Raw genomic sequence first — 13,509 nt, forward strand, 5'->3', positions numbered from 1 at the left:
GGCTTCGGGGCTAAAACCGGATCCTTGACCCGCCGCTCTACGCTGCCAGCACCGCCGCATCCAGCCCGCGGATGATCTTCGCCAGTTCGACGCATTCGTCGTGCCGAACCTTGTTGCGCCGCCAGGCGAGGCAGATCGTGCGCTGCGGCATCGGTTCCTGGAACGGCACGATCTTCAAATCGGGGATAGTGCTGGCTGGCCCGGCCGCCATTTCCGGGATGAGCGTGACGCCGAGCCCATGCGCCACCATCTGCAGCAGCGTCGTCAGGCTGGTCGCGCCATAGCTTGCCATCGCCACCGGCCGCACGTTGCCGCAGACGGCGAGCGCCTGTTCGCGCAGGCAATGGCCTTCCTCGAGCAGCATCAGCCGCTCCAGTGCCGGGCTCTCCGGTGGCACCGGCGGCGAGGCGAAGGCGGGGTCGCCGGCCGGCACGGCCAGGAAGAACCGGTCGGAGAAAAGTTCCTCGGTAACCAGGCCTGGGTAATCGAGAGGCAGCGCCGCGACGAAGGCATCGAGCTTCCCCGAGCCGGTGTCCTCGACCAGCGAGGCGGTCACGGCTTCGCGCAGTTCCAGCTGTAAGGCCGGGAAATGCCGTTTCAGCTCCGGCAGCACATGCGGCAGGAGATAGGGCGCTACCGTCGGGATGATGCCGAGCCGGAAGCGGCCTTCCAGCGCCGGGCGGCCGCGCCGGGCCGTCGCCTCGACGTCGCGGACGTCGGCAAGAATGCGCTCGATGCGCGGCAGCAGGACCTGCGCGTCGTCGGTCATCCGCACCACCTTGCCGCCGCGCTCGAACAGACGGCAATTCAGCCGCAGCTCCATCTCGGCGATCTGCGAAGACAGCGCCGGCTGGCTGACGCCGGCGAGTTTTGCGGCACGGCCGAAATGCAGCGTCTGCGCCAGCGCCTCGAAATAATGCATCTGCCGGACGGTCAAACCGATCATAAGGAAAACCTATCAGAATAAACAGCAAAGGCAATTTGTCTTTATCGGCTGGGCGGGCTAGTCTGGAACCATTCCAAGATGGCGCGGCCGCTGGCCCTGCCCGGAAAATCAACAAAATCCCGGAAAATCAACAAATCGGAGGCAAAGATGGACGCGAAAACCGACGACAATAGCGCCGGCAAATGCCCGGTCCCACATGGACCGGCCGCCAGGACCAACCGCGACTGGTGGCCGAACCAGCTCGACCTTGGCGTCCTCCACCAGCAGTCCAGCCTCTCGGATCCGATGGACGAGGACTTCGACTACGCCAAGGAATTCAAGAGCCTCGATCTCGATGCGGTGATCAGGGATCTGCACCAGGTGATGACCGATTCGCAGGATTGGTGGCCGGCCGATTTCGGTCATTACGGCCCGCTCTTCATCCGCATGGCCTGGCACAGCGCCGGCACCTATCGCATCGGCGACGGCCGTGGCGGCGCCGGCGCCGGCCAGCAGCGTTTCGCGCCACTCAACAGCTGGCCGGACAACGCCAATCTCGACAAGGCGCGCCGGCTGCTGTGGCCGGTCAAGCAGAAATACGGCAGGAAAATCTCCTGGGCCGACCTGTTGATCCTCACCGGCAACGTCGCGCTGGAATCGATGGGCTTCAAGACGTTCGGCTTCGCCGGCGGCCGCGCCGATGTCTGGGAGCCGGAGCAGGACGTCGACTGGGGATCGGAAACCAAGTGGCTCGCCGACGAGCGCTATTCCGGCGACCGCGAACTTCACGGCCATCTCGGCGCCGTGCAGATGGGGCTGATCTACGTCAACCCGGAAGGGCCGAACGGCACGCCCGATCCATTGGCCGCGGCGCGCGATATCCGCGAGACCTTCGCCCGCATGGCCATGAACGACGAGGAAACCGTGGCGCTCATCGCCGGCGGTCACACCTTCGGCAAGACCCACGGCGCCGGTGATGCATCGCTGGTCGGGGCGGAGCCGGAAGGCGCCGGCATCGAGGCGCAGGGCCTCGGCTGGTCGAGCAAGCATGCCACCGGCATTGCCGGCGACGCCATCACCTCGGGTCTCGAGGTGACCTGGACCACGACGCCGACCAAATGGAGCAACAATTTCTTCGACAATCTGTTCAACTACGAATGGGAGCTGACCAAGAGCCCGGCCGGCGCCCATCAGTGGACGCCGAAGGGCGGCGCCGGTGCAGGCACCGTACCGGACGCGCACGATCCGTCGAAGCGCCGCGCGCCGGCGATGCTGACCACCGACCTCGCGCTGCGCGTCGACCCGGCCTACGAGAAGATCTCGCGGCGCTTCCATCAGAATCCTGATCAGTTCGCCGATGCCTTCGCGCGCGCCTGGTTCAAGCTGACCCATCGCGACATGGGTCCGGCCGTCCGCTATCTCGGGCCGCTCGTGCCGAAGGAAGAGCTGATCTGGCAGGACCCGATACCGGCAATCGACCACGAGCTGGTCAGCGAACAGGACATCGCCTCGCTGAAGGCGAAGATCCTGGCCTCCGGCCTGTCCGTTTCCGAACTGGTCTCGACCGCCTGGGCCTCGGCCTCGACTTTCCGCGGCTCCGACAAGCGCGGCGGCGCCAACGGCGCCCGCATCCGCCTGGCCCCGCAGAAGGATTGGGAGGTCAACCAGCCGGCGCAGCTGGCCAAGGTGCTCGAGACACTCGAAGGCATCCAGAAGGGCTTCAATAACTCGCAGTCCGGCGGCAAGAAGATCTCGCTTGCCGACCTGATCGTTCTCGGCGGCGTCGCCGCGGTCGAGAAGGCGGCCAAGGACGGCGGCCATGACGTGGGGGTGCCGTTCACGCCGGGCCGCATGGACGCTTCACAGGAACAGACCGACGTCCAGTCCTTCGCCGCGCTCGAGCCGAAAGTCGATGGCTTCCGCAATTATGTCAGGGGTAAGCCGCCGATGTCGGTCGAAGCGATGCTGGTCGACCGGGCGCAGCTGCTGACCTTGACGGCGCCGGAGATGACGGTGCTCGTCGGCGGGTTGCGGGTGCTCGGCGCCAACAGCGGTCAGTCGAAGCACGGCGTGTTCACCGACAGGCCGGGCACGTTGACCAACGATTTCTTCGTCAATCTGCTCTCCATGAACACGGTCTGGGATCCGGCCGCCGGGTCCGATGAAGTCTACGAAGCACGCGACCGCAAGACCAGGGCGGTCAAGTGGACCGGCACCCGCGCCGACCTGATCTTCGGCTCGCACGCGCAATTGCGTGCGCTTGCCGAGGTCTACGGATCGGCCGACGCCGGGCAGAAGTTCGTCAGGGATTTCGCCGCCGCCTGGACCAAGGTGATGAACGCCGACCGTTTTGACCTCGCGGCCTGATCCGGGCATACGAATTTCTCGACGCAACAAAAAGGGCGCGGGTCTCGACCCGCGCCTTTTTCGTTGGGCTTCCGAAAAGTCAGTCTTTCTCGAAGATACCGGCCTTGGCGACCACGCCGGCAATGGCGCCGCCGATCAGCGGCGCGACGATGAACAGCCAGAGCTGGCCGATCGCCGCAGTTCCCGAAAACAGCGCCGGTCCGATCGAACGGGCCGGGTTGAGCGACGTGCCGGTCACCGGGATGATGGCGAAATGCAGGCCCGCCAGCGTCAGGCCGATGACCAGGCCGGCGAAGGCCGTGGTGTGCTTGGCGTTGGTGACGCCGAGGATCACCGTGACGAAGGTGAAGGTGCCGATCAGCTCCCACAGGAAGGCCGAGCTGACGCCCCATTTCGTCACATCCCAGCCATTGGCGCCGAAGCCGCCGGTGTGACCGCCGACCTGTCCGGAGACGATGATCCACAGCGCCAACGACGCGATGATGGCGCCGATGATCTGCGCGATCCAGTAGGGAATGACGTCCCTGGCCGGCATCCGCCCGGCGAGGAACACACCGAGCGTCACCGCCGGATTGAGATGGGCGCCGGAAATCGGGCCGATCGCATAGGCCGCCGCGATCAGGCCGATGCCGAACGCCAGACCGATGCCTTCCTGGCCAAGCGGCAGCGCGCCGCCGAAGCCGCCCGTCACCACCGAAGCCGTGCCGATGAACACCAATAGAAACGTGCCTAGAACTTCCGCCAGATAAGTTTTCATTGCCCTCTCCTCGTATCGACCCGCGGCTCCGCTTTTTCTGCGACGCGAATCACCGCGCAAAGAGTATTCGCAACCGCAAAACTTGCAAAGCAGAGCAGTTGCGCAAGCCGCTATGCTTGTGAGCGCCGGACATGCACATTAGAAACGTGTAATATATTGATCGAATTGTTTCGTTCCGCATGCCGGCGCCCGCCTGGTGGCCGCGGCTCGCTATGCACCAACCCACATTCGTCACCCCTCCGCATGGATCGTCTCGCCGTCGGCGAAACAGAACTGTTTCAATCAGGGCACGAAAAGCTCTAAGAGCAGGGCCGGAATTAATTTGCTGAGTAATGGAAGACGACAATGAGACTGGGCGGGCGGCTGGCGGCAGCCATCGAAGTGCTTGACGATATTGGCCGGCGTCACCGGCCGGTGGCCGATGCGCTGAAGGACTGGGGCCTGTCGCACCGCTTCGCCGGTGGCGGCGACCGTGCCGCGATCGGCAACATCGTCTACGACGCGCTGCGCCGCAAGCGCTCCGCAGGCTGGCTGCTCGGCGAGGACACGCCGCGCGCCATCGGCTTCGGCGCGCTGCTGCTCGAATGGGGCCAGACGGCGCAGTCGCTGAACGAGGCGCTCGAGGGCGACAAGTTCGCGCCGCCGCTGCTTACCGCCGACGAACTGACAACGCTCGGCGGTCGCCGGCTTGCCGATGCGCCGCCGGCCGTCAGGGCAGACATCCCCGACTGGTGCATGCCGCTGTTCGAACGGGCGTTCGGCACGGCCTGGGTGGAAGAGGGTGCCGCGCTGGCGACACGCCCGCCGCTCGACCTCAGGGTCAACACGCTGAAGGCCGATCGCGGCAAGGTGCTGGCGGAACTGGCGGAGACCGGCGCCAAGCCTGCCCGGATCGCGCCGCACGGTATCCGCATCCCGCCGATCGAAGGCGACGGCAGGCACCCGAACGTGCAGGCCGAGCCGGCCTTCCAGAAAGGCTGGTTCGAGGTCCAGGACGAGGGTTCGCAGATTGCGGCTGAACTGGCCGGCGCCGAGCCTGGAATGCAGGTGCTCGACTTTTGCGCCGGCGCCGGCGGCAAGACGCTGGCGCTGTCCGCGGCGATGGATAATCGAGGCCAGATCTTCGCTCACGATGCGGAGAAGGCAAGGCTGGCGCCGATCTTCGACCGCATCCGCCGCTCGGAAAACCGCAATGTGCAGATCGTCACCAAGCCGGCCGAACTCGCGCCGCTCGGCAAGCATATGGACATCGTCCTGATCGATGCGCCCTGCACCGGCAGCGGCACCTGGCGGCGCCGGCCGGATGCCAAATGGCGGCTGACGCAAAGACAGCTCGACGCCCGCAAGGGCGAGCAGGAGACGATACTCGATGCCGCCAGGGACTTCGTCAAACCCGGCGGCCTGCTGGTCTACATCACCTGTTCGGTGTTCGACGAGGAGAATGGCGACCAGGTTTCGGCCTTCCGGGACCGCCATCCCGGTTTTGTCCCGCTCGATCACCGCCAGCTTTGGGACAGCCGTTTTGCGGGCCACGAAGCGGCAATGCGGATAGGCGCTGCGGGCGGCATTTCGCTGTCGCCGTTGCTGAGCGGCACCGACGGCTTTTACTTCTGCGCGCTGCGGCGGGCCGGCTGAATCGTTGCCATCGATACAGGGCTAAGCCGAATGCTGCAGTGCAGCATTTGCGATTGCCTGCCGCCCACCCCTCTGCGATAAATGCCTTTGCAATAAGATTTGTCGAGAAACGAAGGGCGACGGCCATGGCAGCAAAGATCGTTCCTGCTCCCGATTACGAGGACCGCGTCAGGACGTCCTTCGCGCGCCAGAACGCGATGATGACGATTGGCGCCGAGCTGACGCTGGTGACGCCCGGCATCATCGAGATCGAAATGCCCTATTCTGCGGCATTGACGCAGCAGCACGGCTTTCTCCATGCCGGCGTCATTTCGACGGCTCTCGACTCGGCCTGCGGCTATGCGGCATTCTCGCTGATGCCGGAAAATTCCGGCGTGCTGACCATCGAGTTCAAGGTCAATCTGCTGGCGCCGGGCAGGGGCGAGCGTTTCCTGTTTCGCGGCTCGGTTACCAAGCCCGGCCGCACCATCATCGTCGCCGACGGCCAGGCCTATGCGTTCGCCGTCGACGGCGAGGCCAAGCTGATCGCCACGATGACCGGAACGATGATGACAGTGCTCGGCCGCGACGGCATCGAGGGCTGAGGAACGGGCAGGGGAGGATGGACGATCATGGCCGGCAAGACACCTGGTGAGCTCACCCCGATCTCCGGCAAATCCGTTCTCTTCGTCATGGCGGCCGAAGCCGAATACGGTCCACACCTGCAGCGGCTGTTCACGCCGCTGCTGACCGGCGTCGGACCGGTCGAGGCCGGCGTCGGACTCAGCGCCGAACTATCCCGGCTGCATGCCGGGATGGCGCTGCCCGATCTCGTCGTGTCGCTCGGGTCGGCGGGCAGCCGGACGCTGGAGCAGACGGAAATCTACCAGGCCGTTTCAGTCGCCTACCGCGACATGGACGCCTCGCCCCTCGGGTTCGAGAAGGGCGCCACGCCGTTCCTCGACCTGCCTGTCAGCGTGCCGCTGCCGTTCAGGATACCAGGCGTCAGACAGGCGACGCTGTCGACCGGGGCGGCAATCGTCTCCGGCGCCGCCTACGACGCGATCGCCGCCGACATGGTCGATATGGAGACCTTCGCCTGCCTGCGCGCCTGCCAGCTGTTCGACGTGCCGCTTATCGGCCTGCGCGGCATTTCCGACGGGGCAGCCGATCTGAGGCATGTCGGCGACTGGACCGAATATCTGCACGTCATCGACGAGAAGCTGGCCGCGGCGGTGCAACTGCTGGAACAGGCGATCGCCTCGGGCGCGATCGACTTCAAGCTTGTTGGGGCGGCAGCTTCTTAGCGTTGCCGAACAGCACGCCGATCATCCTGAAGCGAACGGCGTTGTCGCGATTGATGTAAGTGACTGACCCGGGCTCGTGATCGAGGGTCCAGCGTCCGGTCGCGCCGGTGTCCCAGTCGGCGACATAACCGTCATCGAGCATCCGCCAGCGCCCGCTTCGCGCCTCGCCATCGTCGAGCAGCATGTGCGCGGCACCCTCGCTTTCAAAATAGACGTAAGCCTCCTTGCCGTTTCGTTCCAACACATGGGTCATGCCCGGAATGAGCATTGCAAGGGTTTCCTTCTGAAGTGCTGCCATGATTTCCTCCTGAATTGAAGTCGCCGATTGCCTTGACCGGCATCGCCACTTAGAGTGAACTAGTAGTCAAGATGCTTGACTATGTATCGGGCGAGAAGAATTTGGTCAAGGGCCTTGACGAAAAACCTGAAGCGCTGCCGGATCACATAGGTTGGCGGCTGTGGCAGGCGAGCCGCGCCTGGCAGACCGAGTTCGCCGCTGCGATGCGCGCTGCCGGCCATCACTGGTTCACCGAAGCGCGTGCCGGCCTGCTTGGACACATCCCGCGCGGCGGCATGCGCCAGTCGGCGCTGATCGAGCGCTCGGCGATCTCAAAGCAGGCGATTCAGCAATTGCTCGATGGCCTGGAGACGGAAGGTGTGTTGCAGCGTCTGCCCGATCCGCAAGACGGTCGCGGCAAGCTTGTGCGCTACACCCGCAAGGGCCTGGACGCCCTGCGCGATGGCGACCGCATCAAGCTGCAGATCGAACGGAGCTATGTTGCCCGCCTTGGTCACGAGCGTTTCGCGGCGCTGATGGGCGCCTTGCAGTCGCTCGATACAACGCAAACGGATGCATTGGACAAAGCCTCTGGCGTTCAGGACGACACACCGGAATCGAAGTGAAAGCGCGACCTCACAACCCATTGCGCCGACTCGTTTCTTTCTCTAAACGCTCGCCATGAAAACAGCCAATCATCCCGACACCGTCCTGATTGTCGATTTCGGCAGCCAGTTCACCCAGCTGATCGCCCGCCGCATCCGCGAGGCCGGCGTCTTTTCCGAGATCGTGCCCTTCCAGTCGGCCGAGGCGGCGTTCAAGCGCGTCAATCCGAAGGCGGTGATCCTGTCCGGCGGCCCGGCCTCGACCGGCGACATCGGCAGTCCGCGCGCGCCGCAGATCGTCTTCGACGCCGGCGTGCCGGTGCTCGGCATCTGCTATGGCCAGATGGCGATGTGCGTGCAGATGGGCGGCGTCGCCGAAAGCTCCGACCACCGCGAATTCGGCCGCGCCTTCGTCGAGATCGCCAAGGACAGCCCGTTGTTCGACGGCCTGTGGGCGCCCGGCCAGCGCCACCAGGTGTGGATGAGCCATGGCGACCGCGTCATCTCCCTGCCCAAGGGGTTCGAGGTGCTCGGAAAATCGGAGGGCTCGCCCTTCGCTATCTTCGGCAATGTCGAACGCAAAATGTACGGCCTCATGTTCCACCCCGAAGTGGTGCATACGCCGGACGGCGCCAGGCTGCTCCGCAACTTCGTCCACAACATCGCCGGCATCGAAGGCGACTGGACGATGCGCGCCTACCGCGAGCACGCGGTCGAGACGATCCGCAAACAGGTCGGCAAGGGCAAGGTGATCTGCGCGCTGTCGGGCGGCGTCGATTCCTCGGTCGCGGCCTTGCTGATCCACGAGGCGGTCGGCGACCAGCTCACCTGCATCCTTGTCGACCACGGTCTGATGCGCAAGGACGAGGCATCAGGCGTGGTGGAGATGTTTCGCCAGCATTACAATCTGCCGCTGATCCTGGTCGACGCTGCGGACCGTTTCATCGGCGCGCTCGAGGGCGAGTCGGACCCCGAGAAGAAGCGCAAGACCATCGGGCGGCTGTTCATCGAAGTGTTCGAGGAGGAGGCCGAGAAGCTCGGCGGCGCCGATTTCCTGGCACAAGGCACCCTCTATCCCGACGTCATCGAAAGCGTCTCTTTCAGCGGCGGCCCGTCGGTGACCATCAAGTCGCATCACAATGTCGGCGGCTTGCCCGAACGCATGAACATGCAGCTGGTCGAGCCGCTGCGCGAATTGTTCAAGGACGAGGTGAGGGCGCTCGGCAAGGAGCTCGGCCTGCCCGACAGCTTCATTGGCCGGCATCCGTTCCCCGGTCCCGGTCTCGCCATCCGCTGTCCGGGCGGCATCACCCGCGAAAAGCTGGAGATCCTGCGCGAGGCCGACGCCATCTATCTCGACGAGATCCGCAAGGCCGGACTCTACGACGCCATCTGGCAGGCCTTCGCCGTGCTGCTGCCGGTGCAGACCGTCGGCGTGATGGGCGACGGCCGCACCTACGAGTTCGTCTGCGCGCTGCGCGCCGTCACCTCGGTCGACGGCATGACGGCCGACTTCTACCATTACGACATGGCATTCCTGGGAGCAGCCGCCACCCGCATCATCAACGAGGTACGCGGCATCAACCGCGTCGTCTACGACGTGACGAGCAAACCGCCAGGCACAATTGAGTGGGAGTGACGGATACAAATGGCGGCAATAGCGTAGTTTGAAGTAGTTACGACAAGTCTTCGTGGCACTCTTGAGCGACCTCCAATGACTCAGGATATTCCTCGTGTGATTTGATGGCGCTTTCTCGAAAAGTAAAGAGAGGTGTGGTCGGCGGAGTATATTGGCGTGCTGGAGCGTACAATTCGGCGGTTCGCTGGAGATCGGCGCAGCTGGCGTCGCAATCGGAAAATGAACGCAATCCTAGCCAGCGCAGCACGACAACTTGGCGACGTCCTTGGCAAAGCCGAGTGCCGCGAGCTTCAAGCCCTCGACAGTGGTTAAATACGGAAAGATCGCATCGGCGAGATCCTCGACATTGAGGCCTTGCCGGATCGCCAGCGCCGCGGTCTGGATACTGTCGGCTCCTTCCGGCGCGAGAATATGCGCGCCGAGCAACCGGCCACTGCTGGCATCGGCCACGAGCTTGATGAGCCCACGGGTGTCGCGAGCGGCGAGTGCGCGCGGCACCCGCTCGAGACCGATCGTCGAGACACGGACGGCATGTCCGGCGGCACGGGCCGCGGCCTCGGTGAGGCCCACGCTCGCCACTTGCGGGTCGGTGAAAACGATGGCAGGCATGGCGCTGTTGTCGTAGCGCAGGCTGTCGCCGTTGAGCGCATTCTTGGCAGCAAGCTTGGCACCATAGGCGGCCATGTAGACGAACTGGTCGCGGCCGGTGACATCGCCGGCAGCATAGATGCCGGCCCCGGAGGTGCGCATGCGGTCATCAACGACAATGCCGCCTTTCGGTGAGAGCACGATGCCGTGCTCGGCGAGCCCAAGGTCTTCGATGTTGGGCGTGCGACCGGTAGTGATCAGCACCTGATCGGCGTCGATCGTCGTATCGTGGCAGTCGATGGAAACGTCGAGCACAATGCCGTTCTCGGTCCCGCGGATAGCACGGTAGGCGATGCCAGAGACCACGGTGATCCCTTCGTCCTCGAAATACCCCGTCAGGGCCGCGCCGATCTCGGGCTCGGCCTCGGGGAGCAGCCGAGACCGGCAAACGAGCGTCACCTTGACGCCGGCGCGGGCGAACATCTGGGCGAGTTCCGCCCCGATGTAGCCGCCTCCGATGACGAGCAACGATCGTGGTAGCTCCTCAAGATCGAGCGCGGTCGTGCTGGCCAGATAGCGTACGGTCTCGATGCCAGGGATGGCGGGCACCGCCGGTCGCGCGCCGGTCGCGATTATGATCTTGCCAGCGGGAATGCGCCCGCCGTCTACCTCGACACCACCTTCCACGAGCCGCGCCGCGCCCTCGCGATAGGCGATGCCGTTATAGGCCGGCAGCAGGTCAATGTACTTGGCCTGGCGCAGATCGGAAACCAGCGCGTCCTTCTGGCGGACGGTTCCGCGCCAGTCCGTCAGCTCGGCCTCGGCCGCGATGCCGGCGAAACGTGCTGCCACGCGAGCGTTGTGAAGTGTCTCGGCAGCGCGGATCAGCGTCTTCGATGGGACGCAACCGATATTGACGCAAGTGCCGCCGATGGTGCCGTGGCCGATGAGGGCGACTTGCGCACCCTGATCGGCGGCGGTGATCGAAGCCGAGAAGCCGGCTGAGCCGGCGCCGATGACGACGAGATCGTAGGCGCCACCATTGCGACCGTTCGCGCGGAAGGGGCGGTCTGTTGCTGCAGCGCTCTTCAACGCCGCGCGGACCGACGCGTGTGGTGCCATCTCGAGGCCAGCGAGGCTGGGTCCGAAGAGAGCGCGACCCGCCTCCAGTCCTTCCTCGATCGACAGCCGAAAACCAGGCTCGTCCGCGGTACGCTCGCGGCGCCAGGCGGAGAGATGGTCTTCCGAACAGAAGAACGCGGTCGTCGCGCACAGCGAGTTCGCCGCGCACGCGCCTTCGTAATGGACACTTTGCCACATAACGGACGTCTTCGGTTCAACGCGAGCCAGCATCCTACCTTGATCCCGTGTGCTGATCCGAATTGGCGCACCACAATGGCGGCAGCGCGATGCAATCGCGATGTCGCGACCGGTCATGGCGCCGATGCCGAGCGCGTCCACTGCGCACATGGCGTTAACGACGCGTCCGTCCAAGGTGACCTGATGGTCCGCATCCCGGTCGGTAAAGGGATAGGCTCCGACGATCCGATCGCCGTTGAGCACGACGAGGTCACGACGTTGGAGTTCTTCGAGCTGCGGCTGAACGGTCGTCTCGCTCAGCCCCGCGCGCTTGGCAATCGCACTTTGGGTAGGTGCTCGCCCTGCCTCGGCGTAGAGCTTAAGCAGCGCAACGCGAACTCGATCCACGAGACGGTCGCGGTCGCTCCAACGATCGGCGGGTTGGTTGGGTCCAGCCATGATCCGCAGAACATCGTTCATGGCCAGCAGTGCGTCTTTGACGAGGGGAGATGTGACCACAGACCAGTCCGGAAACGTCACGCCGGGCCGCACGGTGTAGCTCGGCGGTGTCGCGGATGCGGAAGCTGCAAGCTTGCCCTGGGGCGAGGAGGATGCGCAGCAATCGTTCATTGCTTCATGCTTTCCTTGTGAATCTTCTTCTCGCAGCCCGCGGCTTGTGCCCGGCGATAATGGACGCCCCACGCGACGAGGCCGAGGCTCGCGCCGATCAGGGGAAGCACCACCAGACCGGCGCCTGCCAACCACGCGCCAAGGCCGGCCAGGGGCAGACCCACGGCGAGGAGCGGCGCCGCGCAGCAGATCGCGGCGAGGATGGCGCCGGCCACGCCGGCGCGGACCAGGGCGCGGTCGCTCATCTCAACTGCCCTGCTGTGTCGGATGGGCCGGATAGCCGGCATTCATGCTAGCGGTCGCGATAGTATCCGGGTTCGTCTTAGCGTCGTCGAAGGTCACGGTCGCGGTCTTGGCTTCGAAGGAGACGGCGACCTTCGCAACGCCGGGGACCGCCGCCATTGAGCTCTGCACGATGTAGGGACATGAGGCGCAGGTCATGTTGTCGACAGCGAAGGTGACGGTGCGCTCGCCAGCCCACGCGGCCGGAGCCACGATAACGGAGCCGATCAGGGCGAGCGCGCTCAAATACTTGGTCATGGATGAAACTCCTTTGTCTCAGGCGCCGAGCAGCAGCGGGGCGATGTAGTCGAAGGCGAAGGCGGCCAATACGAGCACCGTCGCGATCCAGAGCGCGAGTTGAACGAAGCGGCTAGGGATCGGGCGCGCGCAAGCGGCGTCATCGGCGCAGGCTCGCCTGGGCTTCCAGTAGACGAGGTAGAAGCCGCATCCGAGAAGGCTTGCCGTGCCGGCGACGAAGAATGGCTTGTAAGGCGCGAGCGCCGTCAGATTGCCGATCCAGGCCCCGCCGATGCCAAGGCTGAACAGAAGCAGCGGCACGATGCAGCAGGAGGAAGCCGCGAGTGCGCCGAGAATGCCGCCCACGGCGATCAGACGCTGCCGCCCGGCGTCGCCTCGTTCAGAGGCAGACAAGTCTGCAGCGGCAGTTTGGGCCGCCGTTGTTCCGGATCGCGATGCAACCATGTCCGGCCTCTCTTCCTTGCCGAAATCCCAAGCGTGCCGTAGCATGCGGTCTGTAGTCACTACAGGGTCAAGAGGGATTTTGCGATGCGCGATCATGCCGCGGTGAAGGGCCTGCAACGGGCCGAGCTCGCGCAGCGTACGGGCTGCAATCTGGAGACCGTGCGCTATTACGAGAAGGTCGGCCTTCTGCCCGAGCCGCCGCGTACGACGAGCGGCTATCGCAGCTACGACACCATGCACGAGCGGCGCCTTTGCTTCGTGCTACGCGCGCGAGAGCTAGGCTTTTCCCTCGATGAAATCCGCGAACTGCTGCGCCTCGTGGATGAACGCGATCGGCCTTGCGGCGAGGCAAGAGATGTGGCCGCCGCCCATCTTAAGGACGTGCGGACGAAAATCGCTGACCTCAAACGGATGGAGCGCATGCTGAAGGAGGTGGTCGCGCAATGCGCTGACGGCACGTTGCCGGAGTGCCCGCTGATCGAGACGCTGTTCCAGGAGCGAACTACCGCATAAGTGC

At 64.7% G+C, this 13,509-nt stretch carries 14 protein-coding genes; 7 read left to right on the forward strand and 7 right to left on the reverse strand.

All coding sequences use genetic code 11. The features are described from left to right. Nucleotides 1-37 precede the first annotated feature (37 nt). On the reverse strand, nucleotides 38-946 hold the full coding sequence (locus NKI70_RS00295) for a hydrogen peroxide-inducible genes activator (RefSeq protein WP_352698040.1): 909 nt from the start codon (nucleotides 944-946) through the stop codon (nucleotides 38-40). A gap of 147 nt (nucleotides 947-1,093) precedes the next feature. Here NKI70_RS00295 and katG point away from each other — a divergent pair, with 147 nt between their 5' ends. Next, on the forward strand, nucleotides 1,094-3,292 hold the full coding sequence (gene katG / locus NKI70_RS00300) for a catalase/peroxidase HPI (protein WP_352698038.1): 2,199 nt from the start codon (nucleotides 1,094-1,096) through the stop codon (nucleotides 3,290-3,292). A 79-nt stretch (nucleotides 3,293-3,371) separates the two neighbouring features. Here katG and NKI70_RS00305 read toward each other — a convergent pair whose 3' ends face one another. Further along, the gene (locus NKI70_RS00305; protein ID WP_352641539.1) at nucleotides 3,372-4,049 is read right to left on the reverse strand and encodes an MIP family channel protein; all 678 of its coding nucleotides are present in this window, start codon (nucleotides 4,047-4,049) and stop codon (nucleotides 3,372-3,374) included. A gap of 345 nt (nucleotides 4,050-4,394) precedes the next feature. Here NKI70_RS00305 and NKI70_RS00310 point away from each other — a divergent pair, with 345 nt between their 5' ends. From NKI70_RS00310 to NKI70_RS00320, 3 genes are all read left to right on the forward strand, one after another. Next, nucleotides 4,395-5,684 carry an RsmB/NOP family class I SAM-dependent RNA methyltransferase gene (locus tag NKI70_RS00310; RefSeq protein WP_352571592.1) on the forward strand — a complete coding sequence of 430 codons (1,290 nt, stop codon included), beginning with the start codon at nucleotides 4,395-4,397 and terminating at the stop codon, nucleotides 5,682-5,684. A gap of 125 nt (nucleotides 5,685-5,809) precedes the next feature. Beyond that, the gene (locus NKI70_RS00315) at nucleotides 5,810-6,268 is read left to right on the forward strand and encodes a PaaI family thioesterase (protein WP_023677140.1); all 459 of its coding nucleotides are present in this window, start codon (nucleotides 5,810-5,812) and stop codon (nucleotides 6,266-6,268) included. A gap of 27 nt (nucleotides 6,269-6,295) precedes the next feature. Beyond that, nucleotides 6,296-6,970: a 5'-methylthioadenosine/S-adenosylhomocysteine nucleosidase gene (locus NKI70_RS00320; protein WP_352634597.1), complete on the forward strand. Its 675-nt coding sequence runs from the start codon at nucleotides 6,296-6,298 to the stop codon at nucleotides 6,968-6,970. Here NKI70_RS00320 and NKI70_RS00325 read toward each other — a convergent pair. After that, entirely contained in the window at nucleotides 6,942-7,268 is a 327-nt protein-coding gene (locus tag NKI70_RS00325; RefSeq protein WP_023677142.1) for a hypothetical protein, read from the reverse strand. The genes NKI70_RS00320 and NKI70_RS00325 overlap by 29 nt on opposite strands. A 71-nt stretch (nucleotides 7,269-7,339) precedes the next feature. Between NKI70_RS00325 and NKI70_RS00330 the strand changes: the two genes are divergently transcribed. Together NKI70_RS00330 and guaA are read left to right on the forward strand one after the other, a co-directional pair. Then, on the forward strand, nucleotides 7,340-7,873 hold the full coding sequence (locus NKI70_RS00330) for a MarR family winged helix-turn-helix transcriptional regulator (protein ID WP_245274715.1): 534 nt from the start codon (nucleotides 7,340-7,342) through the stop codon (nucleotides 7,871-7,873). Nucleotides 7,874-7,928: 55 nt separating this feature from the next. Beyond that, complete coding sequence (gene guaA, locus NKI70_RS00335; RefSeq protein ID WP_352634594.1) at nucleotides 7,929-9,491, forward strand: glutamine-hydrolyzing GMP synthase; 1,563 nt, start codon at nucleotides 7,929-7,931, stop codon at nucleotides 9,489-9,491. Nucleotides 9,492-9,722: 231 nt separating this feature from the next. Here guaA and merBA read toward each other — a convergent pair whose 3' ends face one another. From merBA to NKI70_RS00355, 4 genes are read right to left on the reverse strand one after another with little or no spacing between them, the layout of a single operon-like run. Further along, a complete protein-coding gene (gene merBA / locus NKI70_RS00340; RefSeq protein WP_352698035.1) occupies nucleotides 9,723-12,008 on the reverse strand; it encodes a bifunctional organomercurial lyase/mercury(II) reductase MerBA in 2,286 nt (761 codons plus the stop codon). Further along, the gene (locus tag NKI70_RS00345; protein ID WP_352649143.1) at nucleotides 12,005-12,253 is read right to left on the reverse strand and encodes a mercury transport protein; all 249 of its coding nucleotides are present in this window, start codon (nucleotides 12,251-12,253) and stop codon (nucleotides 12,005-12,007) included. The genes merBA and NKI70_RS00345 overlap by 4 nt, the downstream gene beginning before the upstream one ends. A gap of 1 nt (nucleotide 12,254) precedes the next feature. Further along, complete coding sequence (locus NKI70_RS00350; protein ID WP_023680911.1) at nucleotides 12,255-12,548, reverse strand: cation transporter; 294 nt, start codon at nucleotides 12,546-12,548, stop codon at nucleotides 12,255-12,257. A gap of 18 nt (nucleotides 12,549-12,566) precedes the next feature. Continuing rightward, the gene (locus NKI70_RS00355; RefSeq protein WP_031213451.1) at nucleotides 12,567-12,992 is read right to left on the reverse strand and encodes a mercuric transporter MerT family protein; all 426 of its coding nucleotides are present in this window, start codon (nucleotides 12,990-12,992) and stop codon (nucleotides 12,567-12,569) included. An 84-nt stretch (nucleotides 12,993-13,076) separates the two neighbouring features. Here NKI70_RS00355 and NKI70_RS00360 point away from each other — a divergent pair, with 84 nt between their 5' ends. Further along, nucleotides 13,077-13,505, forward strand: a complete 429-nt coding sequence (locus tag NKI70_RS00360) for a MerR family transcriptional regulator (protein ID WP_023680913.1) — start codon at nucleotides 13,077-13,079, stop codon at nucleotides 13,503-13,505. Nucleotides 13,506-13,509: the final 4 nt, after the last annotated feature.

The organism is Mesorhizobium sp. M0500, assembly GCF_040321165.1.
In the GTDB taxonomy this organism is placed as follows: Bacteria; Pseudomonadota; Alphaproteobacteria; order Rhizobiales; family Rhizobiaceae; genus Mesorhizobium.

Coding starts and splice junctions, on each gene's coding strand:
- NKI70_RS00310 (WP_352571592.1), top strand. CDS start 4,395: ATGAGACTGGGCGGGCGGCTGGCGGCAGCCATCGAAGTGCTTGACGAT.
- NKI70_RS00355 (WP_031213451.1), bottom strand. CDS start 12,992: ATGGTTGCATCGCGATCCGGAACAACGGCGGCCCAAACTGCCGCTGCA.
- NKI70_RS00320 (WP_352634597.1), top strand. CDS start 6,296: ATGGCCGGCAAGACACCTGGTGAGCTCACCCCGATCTCCGGCAAATCC.
- NKI70_RS00315 (WP_023677140.1), top strand. CDS start 5,810: ATGGCAGCAAAGATCGTTCCTGCTCCCGATTACGAGGACCGCGTCAGG.
- merBA (WP_352698035.1), bottom strand. CDS start 12,008: ATGAACGATTGCTGCGCATCCTCCTCGCCCCAGGGCAAGCTTGCAGCT.
- NKI70_RS00360 (WP_023680913.1), top strand. CDS start 13,077: ATGCGCGATCATGCCGCGGTGAAGGGCCTGCAACGGGCCGAGCTCGCG.
- NKI70_RS00350 (WP_023680911.1), bottom strand. CDS start 12,548: ATGACCAAGTATTTGAGCGCGCTCGCCCTGATCGGCTCCGTTATCGTG.
- NKI70_RS00345 (WP_352649143.1), bottom strand. CDS start 12,253: ATGAGCGACCGCGCCCTGGTCCGCGCCGGCGTGGCCGGCGCCATCCTC.
- NKI70_RS00325 (WP_023677142.1), bottom strand. CDS start 7,268: ATGGCAGCACTTCAGAAGGAAACCCTTGCAATGCTCATTCCGGGCATG.
- katG (WP_352698038.1), top strand. CDS start 1,094: ATGGACGCGAAAACCGACGACAATAGCGCCGGCAAATGCCCGGTCCCA.
- NKI70_RS00330 (WP_245274715.1), top strand. CDS start 7,340: ATGCTTGACTATGTATCGGGCGAGAAGAATTTGGTCAAGGGCCTTGAC.
- NKI70_RS00305 (WP_352641539.1), bottom strand. CDS start 4,049: ATGAAAACTTATCTGGCGGAAGTTCTAGGCACGTTTCTATTGGTGTTC.
- guaA (WP_352634594.1), top strand. CDS start 7,929: ATGAAAACAGCCAATCATCCCGACACCGTCCTGATTGTCGATTTCGGC.
- NKI70_RS00295 (WP_352698040.1), bottom strand. CDS start 946: ATGATCGGTTTGACCGTCCGGCAGATGCATTATTTCGAGGCGCTGGCG.